This window comes from Nocardia sp. NPDC004168 (genome assembly GCF_040610355.1).
Taxonomy (GTDB): Bacteria; Actinomycetota; Actinomycetes; order Mycobacteriales; family Mycobacteriaceae; genus Nocardia; species Nocardia sichangensis.
Map to the genome: position 1 here is coordinate 70,536 of NZ_JBEXME010000018.1, position 21,131 is coordinate 91,666.

Below are 21,131 nucleotides of genomic sequence, written 5' to 3' on the forward strand. Positions count from 1 at the left end.
CTGTCTCGCCGCTTCGATGCCGCGTGCCACGCCCGCCCGGCGGTCATCGCGGATCTCCGTCACTGCCTGCCGCCGACCGCGCGAGGATCGGCTCCTTGTCATCGAGTTCGCTCAGCCAGCGCCGTATCTCGGCCGCGACGGCCGAGGTCGCCGCCCCGATGATCGAGAAGTGGTCGGCGTCGAGTTCGACCGTCTCGCCGGTGTGCAGCCAGGCAGGCACCGGCTCGGCGAGGTCGAGCCCCGGCAGCGGTGTCGCGGCCCGCAGGTCGAACGTCGGCGCGGTGATCGACAACGGCCTGCGCTGCTCGAACAGGCGCGCGTATCTCGCCATGGCGACCAAGCCGTGATCACCGATCTCGGTGACCTCGTGGCCGAGGTCGAGTACGGAGCCGATCGCGCTCAGCAGCACCCGGCGGTTCTGTTCCGGGTCGTCGGGTGAATACGTGTCGAGCAGGATCACCGCGGACGGTCCGCGCCCGTCCCGCTCGAGCCGATGCGCCAGCGCATGCGCGATCGCGCCGCCCGCCGAGTAGCCGAGGAGCACGACCGGCCCGTCGTCTCCGCGGTTGCGCACCGCCGCCGCCAAGTGATCCAGCAGCACATCCCACGACTCGGGCAGCGCCTCGCCCGGCTGCGTACCGGGCAGGCGCAGCGCCGCGATCGACCGATCGCCGCCGAGTTCCCTGGCGAGCCGGGCGAACTGGTGCGGCCCGGTGCCGACCACGAACGACGGAACGCACAGCAGTGTCGCCGCTCCGGCGCCCCTGCTCAGTGGGATCGGCGCCGGATCACCGGACCCTGCCGCAGCGGTGAAAGTGTCGACGAGTTCGGCGCTCTCCAGCAGCATCGGTATCGCGGCGCCGACCCGGCCACGCCGGTGCGCTGCCAGGACCAGCTCGGTGAGCGCACCCCTCGCCCCGGTTTCCACGGGTATCGCGGGCGCGGCGGCGGGCTCGTCCACGGGCACCATCTCCGCGATCCGGGAACCCAGGTACGCCGCCAGGGCCTCGCCGGTGGGATGGTCGAAGACGAGTGTCGACGGCAGCGCCAGCCCGGTGGCCTTGGCGAGGCGATTGCGGAACTCGATGCCGGCCAGCGAGTCGAATCCCAACTCCGTGAACGGAGCACGCGGATCGATCACGTCGCCGGAAGTGTGGCCGAGACTCGCTGCGATGTGCTCCCGAACGGCGGCGAGTACGACGCCTGCGCGCTCCGCTTCGGCGGTCGCGGCAAGCTGCTGTGCCAGCGAACGCACCCCGCCTGCCCGTCGCGGCGCCGCGGTGACCAGGGAACCGAGCATCCTGGGCAACGCACCCGATGCGGCCAGTGCGTTCAGCACCGCGGAATCGAGACGCACGCCGACACCGGTCGGCTCGCCCGCGGCCAGCACGCTGTCCAGCAACGCCATTCCGTAGTCGTCGTCCAGCGGTATCAGGCCCTCACGGCGCATCCGCGCGATGCCGGTCTCGGTGAGGGTGCTCGTCATGCCACTCTCCGCCCGCCACGGTCCCCACGCGATGGACGTGGCGGGCAATCCCCGGTGGTGCCGGTGCTGGGCGAGCGCGTCGAGGAAGGCGTTCGCCGCCGCGTAGTCGGCCTGGCCCGGGCTGCCGATCGTCCCCGCGAACGAGGAGAAGAGCACAAACATCGACAGTTCGAGATCGGTCGTGGCTTCGTGCAGATACCAGGCCGCGTCGGCCTTCGGCCCCAGCACCGTCGCGAGCCGCGCCGAGGTGAGGTCGGTCAGGAGACCGTCGGCGAGAGCGCCCGCGGTGTGCACGACCGCGGTGAGCGGATGTTCCGGCGCCACGGTGGACAGCAGCCGGTCGACGGCCGCCCGATCGCTCACATCACAGGACCGCACCTCCACATGTGCGCCCAGTTCGGTCAGTTCCGCCGCCAGTTCCGCGGCACCCGTCGCGTCCGGGCCGCGCCTGCTCGCCACCAGCACCCGGCGCACACCGTGCTCGACGACCAGGTGCCGGGCCGTGAGCGCACCAAGGCTTCCGGTGCCGCCGGTGATCAGCACCGTGCCGTCGGGATTCGGCCGCGGCGACCGTGTCCGGTCCGCCCCGCCCCGGCTCAACCGCGGCACGTACACCGCGCTATCGCGCACGGCCACCTGGGATTCCTCGGCCATGGCCAGCGCGGCCGCGACGGCACGGCGGTATCCCGACCGGTCCGCCACGTCGACGAGGACGATCCGTCCCGGGTTCTCGTGCTGCCCGCTGCGCAGGAGGCCCCACACGGCCGCGCCGGCGAGGTCCACCGGTGCTGCGGGCGTCACGGCGACCGCACCGCGGGTGACCACGACGACGCGATCGTGGCGGGTCAGCAGTCCGGTGACCCGTTCCGCCGTCTCGGCGAGCCGGGTGCGCACCACGCCGGGCACATCGCTGTCCACCGGTGTCTCTTCGACCTGGATCACGGCGACGGAACCTCCGTCGACGCGCACGAACTCGTCGGCGCCGCCGCGTGTCCAGTGCTCGTCCGCGACGAGTCCGGTGTGTTCCGCCACCGGCACCGGGACCCACCCGAGCCGATACGGGTCGTGCCCGGTCGGGGCGGCGCCTGCGGAACGCAGCGTGTCGATCGGAATCGGGCGCATGGTCAACGCCGAGATCCGGAAGATCCGCTCCCCGTGCGGATCGGTGAGCGTCACCGCGATCGGCTGGTTGTCCCGGTCACCGGATCCGGACTCGGCCGCGGTCAGCCGTACCCGCGCCGCGCCCGCGCCCACGGCGTGCAGGTCCACGTTCTCCCACGAGTAGGGCACGTAGATCTCGTCCGGAGCGGGTTCTCCGGTGAGCCCGGTGAACCGGATCGCGTGCAGTGCCGCGTCCAGCAACGCCGGATGCAGCCCGAACCGATCGGCCGCCGAATGCTCTTGTTCCGGCAGGCGCACCTCGGCGAAGACCTCTTCGCCGCGCCGCCACAGTGCGGTCAGTCCCTGGAACAGCGGCCCGTGCCCGTAGCCGCGGTCGGCGAACTCGGTGTACATATCGCTGATATCGACCGGCTGCGCCCCGGCAGGCGGCCAGGTTTCCGTCGTCGGGTTCGCCTCGGCCGACGGCGCTTGCGCGACAAGGGTTCCGGTAGCGTGCCGGATCCAGTCCGCCTGTTCCGGCGCGCCGGAACGACGCGGGCGCGAATACACCGACACCGCACGTGCGCCGGTGTCGTCGGGGCCGTCCGCCAGCACCCGCAATTCGACCGAGCCGTCGGCGGGCACGGCCAGCGGCGCCGTCACCACGAGCTCGGCCAGGCGCGGGTTGCCGGTCATCGCGCCGATGTACAGCGCCAGCTCCGCGAAGGCCGTGCCGGGCAACAGCACCGTCCCGCCGATCATATGGTCGGCGAGCCACGGATGGCTCGACAGCGACAACCGGCCGGTCGCCACCACACCGTGCGAGTCGGGCAGCCAGACCGCGGCGCCGAGCAGCGGATGGTCGACATCGTCCAGGCCGGAGGACCGCACGTCGGGGATATGTTCGGTGGCGGTCAGCCAATACCGCTGATGACGGAATGCGTAGGTGGGCAGAGGGATTCGCCGCGACGAGCCGCCCTCCCACAGCGGCCGCCAGTCCACCGTCGTTCCGGCGACGTGCGCACGCGCCAGGAACGTCACGAACTGGCGCGCTTCCGCTCCCACGCGACGGGCCGCCGGGGCCGTCAACCATCCGCTCCCCGGCTCGTCTCCGATGACTCCGCGGGTCATGGTCGTGAGTACGGCGTCGGGACCGATTTCGAGGAACCGGCGCACGCCGGTGTCGGCCAGCGCCCGGATGCCGGGCGCGAACCGGACGGCCGCGCGGATCTGCCCGACCCAGTACTCCGGGTCGGTGAAGGTCTCCCCCACCGCCCCGGTCACATTCGACACGATCGGCAGCATGGGTTCCCGGTAGGTCAGTTTCTCGGCGACCGCGCGGAAGTCGGCCAGCGCGGGTTCCATGCGCGCGGAGTGGAACGCGTGGCTGACCTGCAGCCGCGTCGTCTTGCGGCCCTGGGCCGCGAAAGTTCGTTCCAGCTCGTCGATCGCGTCCGCGTCGCCGGAGATCACCACCGCCTCCGGCGCGTTCACCGCGGCGATCGACGCGCGGTCGCCGAAACCGGCGAGTAGGTGCGCCGCATCGGTTTCGGAGACGGCTACCGCGAGCATGGCCCCGCCTTCCGGCAGCGCCCCCATCAACCGTCCCCGCGCCGCCACCAACGCGCACGCGTCCGGCAACGACCACACTCCCGCCGCATACGCGGCCACCAACTCGCCGATCGAATGCCCGATCAGCACGTCCGGGGTGATCCCGAACGACTCGACCAACCGGAACAACGCCACCTCGAACGCGAACAAGGCGGGCTGCGTCCACTCGGTCCGATCCAGCACACCCGACGGATCGGCGAACATCACCTCCCGCAACGACGGCGCGGGATCGCCCACCGAAAGCGAACGCGCCGCGTCGGCCGAGTTCTCGCGCAACCGATCGAATTCGGCGCACACCTCGTCCAACGCGTGGGCGAACACGGGGTAGGCCGAGTACAGCTCGGCGCCCATGCCCACGCGCTGCGCGCCCTGTCCGGTGAACAGGAACGCGGTTCTACCCGATCCGGCCGTCCCTTCGATCACGCCGGACCCGGTACCCGCGGCCAATTCCGCCAGTCCCGCCAGCAATTGCTGCCGATCACGGCCGACCGCGGCGCCACGCCACTCCAGCTGAGCGCGGGTCTCCACCAGCGAGCGTCCGACCGCACGGGCGTCGGCCTCGGGATGCTCGGCCGCCCAGGCGCGCAGCCGTTCCGCTTGCGCCCGCAGACCGGCCTCCGATTTCGCCGACACCACCCACGCGATCACACCGTCCGGATCGCAGCGGTGGTCCCGCACGGCGGGCCGTTCGTCGCGTGCGGGCGCTTCTTCCACGATGACGTGCGCGTTCGTCCCACTGATCCCGAACGACGACACCCCCGCCCGCCGAACCCGCTGCCCCGCGGGCCAGGGCTCCGCTTCGGTCAGCAACCGCACCGACCCCGCCGACCAATCCACGTGCGGCGAGGGAGCGTCCACGTGCAGCGTCCTCGGCAGCATCTCGTGCCGCAGGGCCTGCACCATCTTGATCACGCCGCCCACGCCCGAGGCCGCCACCGAATGGCCGATATTCGACTTCAACGAACCGATCCGCACGGGTTCGGTCCGCCCTTGCCCGTAGGTCGCGATCAGCGCCTGCGCTTCGATCGGATCGCCCAGCGGAGTTCCCGTGCCGTGTGCCTCCACCGCGTCGACGTCGACCGGCTCCAAGCCCGCCGCCGCAAGTGCCGACGCGATCACCCGCTCCTGCGAGGGACCGTTCGGCGCGGTCAGGCCGTTGGACGCACCGTCCGAATTCACCGCCGACCCCCGGATCACCGCCAGCACCTCGTGGCCCGATCGCTGAGCGTCCGAAAGCCGTTGCAGGGCGAGCACGCCGACCCCTTCCGACCAGCCGACGCCGTCCGCGCCCGCGGCGAACGACTTGCACCGCCCGTCGGGCGCGAGCCCCCGCTGCCGCGCGAAGTCCACGTACAGCTCCGGGCTGCCCGACACCGTCACACCGCCGGCCAGCGCCAGCGACGTTTCCCCGTTTCGCAGCGCCTGGCAGGCCAAGTGCAGCGCCACCAATGAGGACGAGCACGCCGTGTCCACCGTCATGGCCGGACCCTGGAGGCCCAGGACATAGGCCACTCGTCCCGAGGTGACGCTGTCGGAGTTCCCGGTCATCCGGAATCCCTCGTACGCGCCGACCACCCGCTCGGAATAGCCGGACGGGGTAGCCCCGACGAACACTCCGGTATCGCTGCCGCGCAGCGCGGTCGGATCGATACCGGCGTCTTCCAACGCCTCCCAGGCGGCTTCCAGCATCAGCCGCTGCTGTGGATCCATGGCCGTCGCTTCCCGGGGGCCGATCCCGAAGAAAGCAGCGTCGAACCCGCCCGCGTCGGTGAGGAAGCCACCCTCGCGCACGTAGGTGGTGCCTGGTTCGTCCGGGTCCGGGTGATACAGCCGATCGAGGTCCCAGCCCCGGTCCGTGGGGAACGGCGTGATCGCGTCGGTACCCGAGACCAGTAGCTGCCACAGCTGCTCGGCGGAACTCACGCCGCCGGGATAACGGCAGCTCATGCCGACGATGGCGATCGGCTCGTCCGTGCGAGTCCGCGACGTCACCCGCACCGGACGTGGTCGCGCGGCCGGAGCGTCACCGAGCCTGGAGACGAGGAAACCCGCCACCGCACGGGAACTCGGATGGTCGAATACCAGGGTCGAGGGCAGCGACAGCCCGGTGGCCTCGGCGAGCCGGTTGCGGAATTCCACACCGGCCAGCGAGTCGAAACCCAACTCCGTGAACGCGGTATCGGGGTCGATCGCCTCCGCGGTGGCGTGCCCGAGCACGGCCGCCGCCTGCTCCCTGGTCACGGCGAGGGCCACCTCGGCACGGTCGGCGGGCGCGGCCGACGCCAGCCGACCGACCGGATCCCCACCGGCGCGAGCGGTCCGCGTGGACGAGGGCGCCAGCGCACTCAGCAGTTTCGGGAGCGCCCCCGCCTCGGCCTGCTCCGCCAGTCCCGATCGATCGAATTCCGCACCGACCACCAGCGCCGAGCCCGCGGTGAGCGCGGCGTCGAAGAGGGACAGTCCCGTCGTATCGCCGAGCGGCCGGAAACCCAAGCGCCGCAACCGTTCCAACCCCGAAGTACCGAGGTCGCCGGTCATTCCCGTGCCCGCGTTCCACGGCCCCCAGGCCACCGACACCGCGGGCAGGTCCGCGGCACCGCGCAGCCGGACCACCGCGTCGGCGAACGAGTTCGCCGCCGCGTAGTTGCCCTGGCCCGGCGAGCCCGCCAGCCCCGCGAGCGACGAGAACACCACGAACGCCGAAAGATCCGCGTCCCGCGTCGCCTCGTGCAGCAGCCAGGTGCCATCCACCTTCGGGCGCAGCACCCGATCCACTTGCTCCGTAGTCAGGGTCTCGACGGTGCCGTCGTCCACCACCCCGGCGGCATGCACTATGCCGGACAACGGGAACCGCTCCGGCACCGACGCCAGTATCGCGGTGAGCGCGTCGCGATCGGCGATGTCACACGACTCGACATCCACTCGCGCGCCCAGCGCCGACAAATCCGCGAGGAGTTCCGGGACCCCGGCGGCATCGCGACCGCGTCGCGAGACCAGCAAGAGCCGCCGAACTCCGTGCTCGGTCACCAGATGTCGCGCGATCAGCGCGCCCAGCCCGCTGGTGCCGCCGGTCACCAGCACCGTACCCGTCCCGAACGACATCGCCCCCGGGGCCGGTGCGGCCGCGATCCGGCGCACCCGTGGCGCCGACAACCGGCCGTCGCGCACCGCGACCTGCGGTTCGTCCGCGGCCAGCGCCGCAGCCACCACTCCGGCATCGATCTCGCCGTCCCGATCGAGCAGCACGATCCGGCCCGGATGCTCCGCCTGCACGCTGCGCAGCAGGCCCGCGACGGCAGCGGCCGCCGGGTCGGGCGACTCGCCCGGCGATCCGAGCGCGTTCCGCGTCACCACGATCAGCCGCGCCCGGTCGTACCGCGTGTCGGTCAGCCACGACCGCGTCAGTTCCAGTGTCCGCGTGACCCATTGCCTGCCCGCTCGCGCCGGGTCCGCGCCCGCTTCCGCGGTCTCGGCCACCCAGACGATCGTTGCCGCGTCCTCATCGGCGTCGATCGATTCGCTCAGGTCGGTGACGCGCAGGTCGATTCCCGCCACGCTTCCCGCACCGAGCACCGCCATCGATCCCGTCGGCTCGGCGGCGCCGGCGGACACCGGCACCCACTCCAGACCGTGCAGCGGCACCGGCGCCGTATTCGACCGGACCCGCTCCACCGTGCGCCGCTCCACCGGATGCACCACGACGGATTCCGTGCCCAGCACCGGTGCGCCGGTCTCGTCCACCACATCCATCCGGATCCGGTAGCCGCCCGACAGCACCGCGCGGACCCGGACCGGCCCGGAACCGGACCGGGCCAGCCGCAGGCCCCCGACCGTGACCGGCAGCGGAACCCGCCCGGCGGGCAGCTCGTCCATGACGAAGTCGAGCGCGGGGTGCAGACAGGCGTCGAACAACGCCGGATGAATGCCGTAACCCGACGCCGCGGCGGCGGTGGCGTCGTCCAGCGCTACCTCGGCGAACACCTCGTCGCCGCGCCGCCACACCGCGCGCATCCCACGGAAGGCGGGACCGTATTCCATTCCCAGGCGCGCGATCCGCCGATAGATCGCCTCGTCGTCGAGTTGTTCCGCGCCCGCGGGCGGCCAAATTCGGTCCCAGCCGGTGGCGAGTTCGGGGCCGTGGTCGGCGGCGAGCACGCCACCCGCATGGGGAATCCACGCCTCGGCGTCGTCGAGGTCCGCGGTCCGGGAGTACAGGGTGAAGCTCCGCCGCCCGTCCGCTTCGGCCGCACCGACCGACACCTGCACGTCGACGGCGCGCTCACCGAGGGCCAGTGGGATGTCCAGCCGCATCTCCTCGACCGAGCGCATCCCGAGCCGATCGCCGATCGCCGACATCAGTTCCAGATACGTCGTCGCCGGTACCACCGGCGTACCGAACACCACATGATCGGCGATCCACGGCTGCCTGCCATTCGACAGCTGCCCGGTGAACAGCCATTCGTCCTTGCCCGCCACCGGCACCGCGTCCAGCAGGATCGGATGGTCGACGGCGCCCGCCGCGACCGGCCGGACCACGTCCAGCCAATAGCGCCGACGCTGAAAGGCGTAGGTGGGCAGTGGAATACGCTCCGGTGACCGCACCTCCGACAAGGGCTGCCAGTTCACCTCGACGCCGGCGTTGCAGGCCTGCCCGAGGAAGCCGAGGAACTGGGTGACCTCGTCGACGCCGCGCCTGCTCGCCGCCGCCACGACGGAACGGGACCCGACCTCGTCGGGCAGGCACTGACGGGTCATCGCCGTCAGCACCGCATCGGGGCCGACCTCGAAGAACTTCCGGACACCGAGATCCACCAGCGCGTCGACACCCGGGGCGTAGCGCACGGTGTCGCGGACATGACCGGCCCAGTACAGCGAATCGGAAAGCGCTTCGCCCCCCACGACGCCGAACACGTTCGACACCACCGGCAGCAGCGGGCTCCGGTAGTCGAGACCGGCGGCCATCGCCTCGAATTCCGGCAGCATCGGTTCCATCGACGCCGAGTGGAACGCGTGGCTGACCCGCAACCGTGACGTCTTGATCCCGTCCGCCGTCAGCACGGATTCCACCTCGGCGACGGCACCTTCGGTACCGGAGATCACGATCGCGGAGGGTCCGTTCACCGCCGCGATCGACAGTTCGGCGCGGAATCCGGCGATGAGCTCGGCCGCTAGCTCCGAAGGGACGGCCGCGGCCAGCATCGCGCCGCCTTCGGGCAGCGCGCCCATCAACCGCCCCCGCGTCGCCACCAACGCGCACGCGTCGGCGGTCGACCACATCCCCGAGACGTACGCCGCGACCAGTTCGCCGATCGAATGCCCGATCAGCACGTCCGGCGTGATCCCGAAGGACTCGATCAACCGCACCATCGCCGCCTCGTAGGCGAACAACGCGGGCTGGGTGTACTCCGTGCGGTGCAGGAGTTCCGCACCCGCGGCACCGAAGACGATGTCCCGCAGCGACATTCCAGGCTCGGGAAATTCGAGCAGACCGTCGAATTCGGCGCACAGCTCGTCGAACGCCGCCGCGAAGACCGGGAAAGTCGCGTAAAGCCGAGCGCCCATGCCGACTCGCTGCGCCCCCTGCCCGGTGAACAGGAACGCGATCTTCCCGCCGACGGGGCCGCCCTCGGCCACTGCCGGCGACCCCGCACCGGTCGCCAGATCCGCCAGCCCGGCCAGCATGGCCGCGCGGTCGCCCGCGACCACCGCTGCGCGCCGATCGAATCGGGCCCGCGTCGTGAGCAGCGAATGGGCCACGTCCACCGGGTCGGCGTCGGGCCTGGCCGCGAGCCACTCGCGCAACCGAGCAGCCTGCGCCCGCAGCCCCGCCTCGGTTTTCGCCGACAGCAGTAGCGGCATTCCCGGCGAAGCGTCCGCTGGTTTCGTCACCGCCGCGCGCTGCGGGGCTCCCGGCGCTTCCTCCACGATGACGTGCGCGTTGGTGCCGCTGATCCCGAACGCGGACACTCCCGCCCGGCGCACCCGCTCGACCGAGGCCGACCACGGCCGCTGTTCGGTCAGCAACCGCACGGCCCCAGCCGACCAGTCCACGTGCGGCGACGGAGCGTCCACGTGCAGCGTCTTCGGCAGCATCTCGTGCCGCAACGCCTGCACCATCTTGATCACGCCACCGATCCCGGCGGCGGCCTGGGCGTGCCCGATATTCGACTTCAGCGAACCGACCCACAGCGGCTCGGTCCGGCCCTGCCCGTAGGTCGCCATCAACGCCTGCGCTTCGATCGGGTCGCCCAGCGGAGTGCCCGTGCCGTGCGCCTCCACCGCGTCCACGTCCTCGGGAGCCAGCCCCGCGGTGGCCAGCGCCGCCGCGATCACCCGTTCCTGCGACGGACCGTTCGGCGCGGTCAGCCCGTTGGACGCACCGTCCTGGTTCACCGCCGAACCTCGGATCACCGCGAGCACGTCGTGACCGAGCCTGCGCGCGTCCGACAGCCGCTCGAGCACCAGCACACCGACGCCTTCGGCCCAGCCGACACCATCGGCGGAGGCCGAGAAGGCTTTGCACCGCCCGTCCCGGGAAAGACCGCGTTGCCGGGAGAACTCGACGAACATGAACGGCGTCGACATCACCTGGGCGCCACTGGCCAGCACCAGCGAACTCTCCCCTTGGCGCAGCGCCTGACAGGCCAGGTGGATGGCCACCAGCGAGGAGGAGCAGGCGGTGTCGATCGTGACCGCCGGACCCTCGAATCCGAAGGTGTATGCCACGCGACCGGAGAGCACGCTACTGGTGGAACCGGTACCGATATAACCTTCGGCTACCGAACCCGCGGCCTTGGCGATCTCCTCGTAGTCCTGATAGGAGACCCCGGTGAACACGCCGGTGTCACTGCCGCGCAATACCGACGGATCGATACCGGCGTGCTCCAGCGCTTCCCACGACGCCTCCAGCAGCAATCGCTGCTGCGGATCCATCGCCGCCGCCTCGCGCGGACCGATTCCGAAGAAGCCCGCGTCGAAATCGGCCATGCCGGAGAGGAATCCACCTCGGTCCAGGTAGGAGGTTCCCGGGTGGTCGGGGTCGGGATCGAACAGCCGATCCAGATCCCACCCGCGATCGACGGGGAACGAGCCGATCGCATCCGCACCGGCGGCCACCAGGTCCCACAGTCCATCCGGCGATTCGATACCGCCCGGGTACCGGCAGCTCATACCGACGATCGCGATCGGCTCGTCGGCACGGATCCGGCGCGTCACCCGCGCGGGCCGCCCGGCGTCGGTTTCGGTCGCCTCGCCCACCCGCGAGCGCACGAAGGCCGCCACCGCCGCGGCGGTGGGGTGATCGAACACCAGCGTCGAGGGCAGTTGCACGCCGGTCGTCTTGGCGAGGCGATTGCGGAACTCCACACCGGCGAGCGAATCGAAGCCCAGTTCGGTGAACGGCGCCGTCGGATCGATGGCGTCGCCGGAGATATGGCCGAGCACACCGGCGACCTGTTCGCGGACGACGTCGAGCACGATCGCCGCACGCTCCTGCACGGGCGCGGCGGCCAGCCGCCGCGCCAACGTCCCACTCGTCTCGGCGGCCCGCCGCACCGGCACCGTGACGATCGACTGCAGCAGTCGCGGCAGCGACCCTTCCCTGGCCTGCACCGCCAGTGCCTCGGTGTCGAACTCCGTCGCGATCACGACCGGTGACGACGCGGCGACGGCGCGATCGAACAGCGTCAAGCCATCCGCCGTTTCCAACGGCCGCACGCCGAGGCGACCCATCCGCGCCATCGCCGCGCCGCCCAGCTCACTGGTCATGCCGATGCTCTGGTTCCACGATCCCCAGGCGATCGATACCGCGGGCAGCCCCGCCGCCCGCCGCCCTGCTGCCAGCGCGTCCAGGAACGCGTTCGCCGCCGCGTAATTCCCTTGGCCGGACGCGCCGACCACACCCGCGACCGAGGAGAACAGCACGAAGGCGGCCAGTCCCAGGCCGCCGGTCAGTTCGTGCAGATGCCAGGCGGCGTCGGCCTTCGACGCCAGCACCCGGTCGAGCTGTTCGGCGGTCAGGGTCTCGATGGTGGCGTCATCGAGCACGCCCGCGGAATTGATCACCGCGCTGGGCGCGAACTCGTCCGACAGATCCGCCAGCAGCGCCGCCACTTCGGCCCGGTCGCCCACATCGCAGGCCGCCACCCGCACCCGCGCGCCCGCGGCGGTCAGCTCGCTCACCAGATCGGCCACCCCGTCGGCCTGTTCACCGCGCCGCGACACCAGCACCAGCCGCCGCACGCCGTGGGTGGCGACGACATGACGCGCCACCTCGGCTCCCAGTCCGCTGGTGCCACCGGTGATCAGCACCGCACCCGCACCGAGACCGTTGCCGTCCGCCGCCGCGTGCTGCCTGCGCAGCCGCGGGACGCGCAGTTCTCCGCCGCGCACGACCAGCTGCGGTTCCGCCGACCGCACCGCCGCGGCGATCACTTCGGTCGTGAGGTCGTCCTCGGGTGCGGCGTCGAGGAGAACGAACCGGCCGGGGTGTTCGGCCTGGGCGCTGCGCACCAGACCGCACACCGCGGCCCCGGCCGGGTCAGGGTTCTCGCCCGGCAGGCCCGCGGCACCCCGCGTCAGGATCACCAGCCGCGAATCGTGCCATCGTTCCTCGGCCTGCCATTCCCGTATCAACTCCAGCGCCGCCCGCAGCCAGGTGCGCGTCCGCGCGGTCACGTCGCCATCGGCCGGTCCGTCCGGCGACCACACGACGATCTCCGGCGGCGCCTGGTCGCCGAGCAGATCGGCCGGTGCCGTCCCGCGGCGATCGGCACCCGCGACACTCGCCTCCCCGAGCAGCGCGATCGTGCCCGACGCGCCGCCCGCGACGGCGGCCGCAGGCACCCATTCGATGTCCGACAGGGACGCGCGGCGTGCGGCCCCACCCTCGAGTGCCTTGGCATCCACCGGGCGAGCCGTCAGCGCTTCGACGCTCAGCACGGGCGCACCGGTGTCGTCGAAGGCGGCCACCCGGATGCGTCCGGCCCCCACCCGTTCCAGACGCACCCGAAGCGCCGTCGCCCCGGCGCGATACAGCCGGACCCCACCGAACGAGAACGGCAAAGGCAGCCTGCCCGCGGGCATGTCGTCGGCCAGTTCGGTGATCGCGGTGTGGAAGGCGGCGTCCAGCAGGGCGGGATGGATGCCGAAGGCCGGTCCCTGAGCATCGGGCTCGGTAGCGAGCGACACCTCGGCGAGCAGGTCGTCGCCGTCGCGCCGAGCCGAGGTGACGCCTTGGAACAGCGGACCGTAGCCGAAGCCGAGCCGCGCCAACCGGTCGTAGAGTCCGTCGACCGGCACCGGTTCGGCCCCGCTCGACGGCCATCGCCCGTCCTCCGGCGCGGCGCGCCATCCCGATTCGACCCAGGCGGGCACACTCTCCGCGGCGGCGACGAGGACACCGTTGGCGTGTGAAATCCACTCGCTCGCTTCGGTTTCCCCGGGCGCCACCGCACGCGAATAGATCACGAACCGGCGCGCGCCCGCGTCGTCGGCGGGTTCGACGGTCAGCTGCACGTCGATCGCGACGTCGTCGGTCAGCGACAGCGGCGCTTCCAGCAGCAGTTCCTCGACGAACCCGGCACCGAGCCGGGCCCCCGCGGTCAGCGCCAGTTCCACGAACGCGGCGCCGGGCAGCAGCGCCGACCCGAAAACGGCGTGCTCGGCCAGCCACGGGTGCGTCCGCAACGACAGCCGACCGGTGAACAGCCATTCGTCCCGACCGGCCAACGGCACGGCGCCGGTAAGCATCGGATGATCCGATGACTCGAGTGACGCCTCGATCCCGAGCGGCTCCAACCAGTACCGCTGCCGCTGGAACGCGTACGTCGGCAACGACACACGTTCTGGTGTCCGCCCGCTGAAAAGGGGGCGCCAGTTCACCTCGACACCGGCGGTGTGGGCTTGCGCGAGCATGGTGATGTACTGCGTCACCTCGTCGCCCGAACGGCGCGACGCGGCCGTCACCATCGACTCGGCTTCGATCCGCGGGTGTTCGGCCAGGCAGCGACGTGTCGTCGCGGCCAGCACCGCGTCCGGGCCGACTTCGACGAAGCGGCGGACCCCGGCGGCCACGAGAGCGTCCACGCCCGGCGCGAACCGCACGCAACCGCGTAGCTGCTCGACCCAGTAACCCGGGTCGGTGAATTCGGCCCCGGCGAGCGCCCCGGAGACGTTCGACATCACCGCGATCGTGGGCATCCGGTACGTCAGCCGCTGTGCGACTGCGCGGAATTCCGCGAGCATGGGATCCATTCGCGCGGAATGGAACGCATGGCTGACCCGCAGCCGCGAGACCGTGACCCCCGCATCGGACAGCTGCCGCTCGACCGCGCCGACGGCGTCCGCGTCGCCGGAGAACACCACCGACGACGGACCGTTCACCGCCGCCACCGACAGTCGACCCTCGTGCGCAGCCGTGATCTCGACGGCCCGCTGCTCGGTGACCGCCGCAGCGAGCATGGCGCCGCCTTCGGGCAACGCCCCCATCAACCGCCCACGCGCCGCTACCAACGCGCACGCATCCGCCGTCGACCACACACCCGCCACATACGCCGCCACCAGCTCACCGATCGAATGACCGATCAGCACATCGGGAGTGAGGCCGAACGACTCGACGAGCCGGAACAACGCCACCTCGAACGCGAACAGCGCGGGCTGCGTGAACTCGGTGCGGTGCAGCAAATCCGCACCCGCGGCGCCGAAGACGACGTCCTGCAGCGAGACGCCCGGCCCGAGCAAGCGATCGAATTCGGCGCACAACTCGTCGAACGCCGCGGCGAACACCGGAAACGCCGCATACAACCCTGCCCCCATGCCCACCCGCTGCGCACCCTGACCGGTGAACAGGAAGGCCGTCTTCCCCGATCCGGCCACACCTTCGAGCGCACCGGCGGACGCACCGGCCGCCAACTCCGCCAACCCGGACAGCAACTGGTCACGGTCGCTACCGGCCACCGCGGCGCGCCGATTCCATTGCGCCCTGGTTTCGATCAGCGCGGACGCCACGCTCCACAGGTCGGCGTCCGGGTGTTCGAGCAGCCACGCGTGCAGCCGCGCCGCCTGGGCGCGGAGCGCGTCATCGGTCTTCGCCGACACCAGCAACGGAACGACGGTTGCCACGCACGCCGGACCGGCTTCGGTATCGGCGGACTCGCCGTCGGACCCGGCGACCGGCGCGGGCGCTTCCTCCACGATCACATGCGCGTTCGTGCCGCTGATCCCGAACGACGACACACCCGCACGGCGCACCCGCTGCGCCGACGCGGGCCATGCTTCCGCCTCGGTCAGCAGCCGCACCGCCCCCGCCGACCAATCCACGTGCGGCGACGGCGCATCCACGTGCAGCGTCTTCGGCAACACTCCGTGGCGCAGCGCCTGCACCATCTTGATCACACCGCCGACACCCGCCGCCGCCTGCGCATGACCGATGTTCGATTTCAGGGAACCGATTCGCAGCGGCTCGTCCCGCTGCTGTCCGTACGCGGCGATCAGGGCCTGCGCCTCGATCGGATCTCCCAGCGACGTGCCCGTACCGTGCGCCTCGACCGCGTCCACATCAGTGGGCGTCAGCCCCGCCGCGGCCAGCGCCGAGGCGATCACCCGCTCCTGTGACGGACCGTTCGGCGCGGTCAAACCATTGCTCGCGCCATCCTGATTCACCGCCGAGCCCCTGATCACGGCGAGCACCTCGTGCCCCGACCGCCGCGCATCCGACAGGCGCTCCAGCACCAGCACGCCCACGCCTTCGCCCCAGCCCACCCCATCGGCCGCCGCCGAGAACGCCTTACATCGACCGTCCCGCGACAGACCTCGCTGCCGGGAGAACTCGACGAACAGGAACGGTGTCGACATCACCGTGACGCCGCCCGCCAACACGAGCGACGCCTCTCCGCGCCGCAGCGCCTGGCAGGCCAGGTGGATGGCCACCAGCGACGACGAACACGCCGTGTCCACCGACACGGCAGGGCCTTCCAGGCCCAACGTATAGGCCACCCGGCCCGAGACCACACTGCCCGTCGAACCGATACCCGCGTAGCCCTCCGCGATCGGTCCGGCGGCCCTGGCGGTGTGCTCGTAGTCCTCGTACATGACACCGGCGAACACGCCGGTATCGCTGCCGCGCAGCGAGGTCGGAGCGATACCGGCGTTCTCCAGGGCCTCCCAGGAAGCCTCCAGCAGCAGCCGCTGCTGCGGGTCGGTCGCCGCCGCCTCCCGGGGGCCGATGCCGAAGAATCCCGCGTCGAAGTCGCCCGCGCCGCGCAGGAAGCCGCCCTCCCGCGTGTACACCTTGCCGAAGCGGTCCGGATCCGGGTCGTACAGCCCATCGAGGTCCCAGCCCCGGTCCGCCGGGAACCCGCCCACCGCGTCCACTTCCGCCGCGACCAGCTCCCACAGCTGCTCCGGCGATTCGACGCCGCCCGGATAGCGGCAGCTCATGCCGACGATCGCGATGGGCTCGTCGATCTTCTCCCGCAACTGGGTCAGATCGTCGCGAGTCGTCATGAGCTCGACGGTGACCTTCTTCAGGTACTCCAACATGCGGTCGGACGATTCACCAGCGCTCGAGTCCACGTTTCACATCCCGGGTATCGCAGGGTCGACGAAGAAACCCGGCGTCGCGAGCAGCGGCGCGGGTCGGCGAGAACTACCGAGTAGTTCGATCAGGTATCGGTGACGAAGCAGCCGGTCGAGGTACCCGCGAGCGGGTTGGCTCGCCCGTGCTCGCCGGCCCGACCGCGTTTTTCGGCAGGAGAATGTTTCTCGGCGGTTACCGAGATGGACATCTCGAGGCCACCTTCACTGACGGTAAACCCGACACCATAGAGCACTTCATATACCACGATTCTTTATTCGCGGCGAACACTCTGTTTCCCATTGCTGAGAAGACGAACCCATGGCACACGCACAATCTTTCTTCGGCAGAGCAAAGCGACAGGACGACCGTCCAGTCGCGTGCTGAGCGTTAGCCTGCCAGCCGTTCCGGTTTCCCGCAAGTGATACGCGGACCTCCCGTGTTTCACAGATCGAACACGGACCGGCCGGGCCACCGCAGGCGAATCGAGCCCCCTACCGGCACACGGAACGAGGAGGGGCGAATGCTCGGCAGCGGGCCGCTTGCATCGATGTCGTGTGTGAATGCCGCGAGTGCGCACCGTCCGACTCGATGGGCAAACCACCGCCGAGACATTCGACGTCGCTGCGGTTCCCGAGCATCGACCCGGCACGGGACGAGGCGAAGCATGCGGTCCGTCTACGTACCGTCCGGCGAAGAAGCGTAACAAACCCCGTTGCTGGCCACCGATACCGAAATCAAAACCGAAAAGTCCATTGCCATTTTCGAACCGACCGAATGGTCCCCATCAATTCATTGAAGTGGACAGATACCACGAGGCCACTTGGAAGCGCCGGAAGAGGTACGGGGTCCGAACCGAATCTAATATCCGCCATTGCACGATTACTCGCGTGCAGCACGAATAACCGAAGCACGCTCCCACCCCGCCGGTCGACACCCGAGTTGTCGCGGTGAGTCGGCATCAACATTATGGCAGCGCAGTTTTGTTCACCTGAACAAAAGTAATTCGAGCCGATCGAATCGATACATCTCGGACACGAATGGCCATGACGGCGGAGACTCGGCACGGCAGCCGCCGAGCGTGGTCGGCCGGGACCGGCACGCCCCGATGCCCACCGAGCGGAGGGTGCGAGGATCCGCTCGGTGGGCACACCGCCGCGCGCCGGGGACGTGCGCGCCGGACAGAGGCGGGTCGAGAGATCCCGTCCGGCGAGCGAAACGCGTGGCGGTCGGTGCTTCCGTCGAGCCCGCGGGCGAGTCAGGGCACGAGCCACGCGCTCGACGGAAACAGGTCATTCGATGGCCGTTCACGCCGATCGACGGCACCGAAGCCGGATCAACGCTAGAACTGGCGAACACGACCCGCCCACCCGCCGCGGCCGGGTCTGGAGACCTCACGAACGTGCTCGACGCGGCTAGGGAAGCGGCACAAAGAAGGCGAAGAAGACCACTCCCGGAATTCGCCGACGAGGTCGTCGGGCACAAGCGAGCGGCTCGCGAACGGTGAATTGTCCAGATCACCAGACGATTACGGTTCCGCAACGGCCTGCGGCCGCATCATGGACGGACGCTGCACCCCAGCCATCGGTGGCCATCCGGTGGCTAACCGCTTGGAGATTCCATGTCCGCCATCGTGGTTCGTCTCGCCCGCACCTTGCTGGGCGTGGTCGCCGTCGCCGCCGCCGCGACCCATCTCCCCTCCGCCGCGGCGGAGGGCTCGGGCTCCGCCGACTGGGGATCCGTGACCGCCGGACCACAGGCGCCGGTCCCCGCGCCCATGCCCACACCGCGCGGACCGGTGACCGCCATCGTCGTGCTCGGCTACGGGCTGCTGCCCGACGGCGCCATGCGCCCGGAGTTGGTCGACCGCCTGCACGCCGGATACCTGCAGGCGTTGCTGGCTCCCTTCTCGCCGATCATCGTGACCGGCGGCAACGCGCACAACGGTGTCACCGAGGCAAGGGCGATGGCGGACTGGCTGATCGCTCGCGGCGTACCCGCGGCGCGCATCCATCTGGAACCGGAGGCGGCCACGACCGTGCAGAACGCCGAACGCTCGGCGACGATCATGCGCGCGATCGGCGCGCGCGACGCCGTGTTGATCACCTCGGCCGACCACCTCGACCGCGCGGTGGGCACCTTCCACGACGCGGGGGTGGACGTCGTCGGCACCGTGACTCCCGAGCAGATGCCGCCCCTGGTCTGGCGGTTCGGTCCGCTCTCGTGACGAGAGCGCGCCGTCGTCCACCATTTCGCGATACAGGAGCAACCATGAACGAGACCGCGGTGAATCCGGCCGATCAGGCCAGATCACTCATCGACCATCGTTACCGTTCCACTCTCCGCTATGAGGTGGAACGGGAAAAGATCCGGGAATTCGCCCGCGCCGTCCAGGATTCCCATCCCGCGCATCGGAGCGAGGACGCCGCGGCCGAACTCGGCTTTCCCGGGCTCATCGCGCCCGCCACATTCAGCTCGATAATCCTCACCAGAGTGCACCGCGAAATTCTGGACACGCTGATCACCGGCTACGACCCGACCCGGATCCTGCACGCGGACCAAGTTTTCGACTTCGGCAGGCCGTTGCTGGCGGGCGATCGCCTGACCTGCGACGTCTATTTCGAATCGTTCCGGCACTTCGGCGATTACGACGTCCTCGCGATCAAGAGCGTGCTCATCGACCAGCACGGCACCGTGGTGCAGACCGGCTCCAGCGCATTGCTCGCCCGGGTGGGCGGTCGCGATCCGTGGTTGGCCGACGCCGTACGCAAGGTCGCCATGGGCCATCGCTCCCCGGACGCACCGGCTCGAGGCAGCGCCGTCGTCCCGGCCGCGGCGGATCACCTCGCGCCGACGCCGCTGCGCCGGATACCGCGTCCGCGCGTCGCTTTCGCCGACCTGTCGGTGGGCGCCGAACTGCCCCTTCGCACCATGCGCCTGTCCCGTGGCGACCTGGTCAACTACGCCGGGGTGACGGGCGAATCCAATCCGGTGCTGTTCGACGAAAGGGTCGCGGTCGCCAGCGGCCTGCCGACCGTGGTCGCTCCTGGCATGCTCAAACTGGGTCTGGCCACCTCGTTCTTGAGCTCCTGGCTCGGCGACCCCGCGGCTCTCACCCGGTTTCGTGTGCAGTTCGCGCACAACGCGCAGCACCTGCGCATACCACCGGTCGGCACCGGCGTGATCCAATTCCGCGGCCGGGTCACCTCCATCGACCCGCGCAGGCGGCGGGCGACCATCGCGGTCGACGCGCGCGCCGAGGGACGCAGACTGTTCGGCTATGCCGCCGCCGAAGTGCGCTTCCCGTAGGCGAGCACCGGCTGATCAGGCCGCCGTACCGGCCCGATCGCGGACAGCCACGCGCGACAGGCCGACGAGCGACGCCAGGCGGCGGTGCGAATCCAGCCGCGCGTCGCGATCGTAGGTGCTGGTGTGTACGAGGATTTCGTCGGCGCCCGTCCTGCCCACCAGCCGCTCCAGTCGGCCGGCGACCTCGTCCTCGGTTCCGTACAGGTGGCCGCGCAACCCCTCGTCGAAGATCCGGCGCTCCCGATCGGTCATGGTGCGCGCTTCGATTTCCACGGGCGGTATCAGGGGCGGGAACTCGCCATGGGTGCGCGCGTATGCGCCGGACCACGCCTCCGGCAGCAGCAGCCGATGCGCTTCGGGAGTGCTGTCGGCGATCACGATCGAGGCGGAGACCACGACGTAAGGCGCCGCGCCCACCGCGGCGGGGCGGAACAGGGCACGATAGCGCTCGATAGCCTCCACCATGCGGTCCTCCCCGCCGACCGCGGCGATGACCAGCGGCAGCCCGAAGCGGGCGGCCCGCTCGGCGCTGGACCCGGTGGCCAGCAGGAACGCCGGGATACGCAGCCCTTCGGCGGGCCACGCGTGCACCCCCTGTCTGCCCTCGGCGAAGTACCCCAGCAGCTCGGCGAGCTGGGCGTCGAAGTCCTCCGCGTCGCGCTTGTCGTGCCCCAGCGCTCGCCGCACGCCGTCGGTGAACCCGACCGAGCGGCCGAGACCCATGTCGATGCGTCCCGGGTAGAGCGATTCCAGCACGCCGAACTGCTCGGCGACCACCAGCGGCTGGTGGTTGGGCAGCATCACACCGCCCGTGCCGATCCGGATCCGCTCGGTCGCTCCCGCCGCCGCGGCCGCGAGCACGGTCGGCGCCGAGCCCGCCACGCCGGGCACACTGTGGTGCTCCGACACCCAGAAACGGTGATAGCCCCACTGTTCGGCGAGCTGGGCGAACTCGACGGTCTCCCGTAACGCGGCCGGATGGCTCTGACCGCGCCGGACGCGCGAGCGATCGAGAACGGAGAACCGGACAGGGGACAGCGCCGAGGTCAT

The 21,131-nt window shown here is 70.6% G+C and carries 4 protein-coding genes; 2 read left to right on the plus strand and 2 right to left on the minus strand.

Annotation, left to right across the window (positions count from 1 at the left end; all coding sequences use genetic code 11):
• Positions 1 to 43: 43 nt before the first annotated feature.
• Positions 44 to 16,738, minus strand: a complete 16,695-nt coding sequence (locus tag ABZW96_RS26815) for a type I polyketide synthase (protein WP_355078393.1) — start codon at positions 16,736 to 16,738, stop codon at positions 44 to 46.
• A gap of 1,655 nt (positions 16,739 to 18,393) precedes the next feature.
• Here ABZW96_RS26815 and ABZW96_RS26820 point away from each other — a divergent pair.
• Positions 18,394 to 18,999, plus strand: a complete 606-nt coding sequence (locus tag ABZW96_RS26820; RefSeq protein ID WP_355078394.1) for a YdcF family protein — start codon at positions 18,394 to 18,396, stop codon at positions 18,997 to 18,999.
• 44 nt (positions 19,000 to 19,043) lie between these two features.
• Entirely contained in the window at positions 19,044 to 20,081 is a 1,038-nt protein-coding gene (locus ABZW96_RS26825; RefSeq protein ID WP_355078395.1) for a fused (3R)-hydroxyacyl-ACP dehydratase subunits HadA/HadB, read from the plus strand.
• A 15-nt stretch (positions 20,082 to 20,096) separates the two neighbouring features.
• Here the strand turns inward: ABZW96_RS26825 and ABZW96_RS26830 are convergent, their stop codons facing one another.
• Complete coding sequence (locus ABZW96_RS26830) at positions 20,097 to 21,131, minus strand: LLM class flavin-dependent oxidoreductase (protein WP_355078396.1); 1,035 nt, start codon at positions 21,129 to 21,131, stop codon at positions 20,097 to 20,099.

Excerpts from the sequence above, each read along its gene's own strand:
- ABZW96_RS26825 (WP_355078395.1), top strand. The coding sequence starts at position 19,044 with ATGAACGAGACCGCGGTGAATCCGGCCGATCAGGCCAGATCACTCATC.
- ABZW96_RS26820 (WP_355078394.1), top strand. The coding sequence starts at position 18,394 with ATGTCCGCCATCGTGGTTCGTCTCGCCCGCACCTTGCTGGGCGTGGTC.
- ABZW96_RS26815 (WP_355078393.1), bottom strand. The coding sequence starts at position 16,738 with ATGTTGGAGTACCTGAAGAAGGTCACCGTCGAGCTCATGACGACTCGC.
- ABZW96_RS26830 (WP_355078396.1), bottom strand. The coding sequence starts at position 21,131 with ATGACCTCGGCGCTGTCCCCTGTCCGGTTCTCCGTTCTCGATCGCTCG.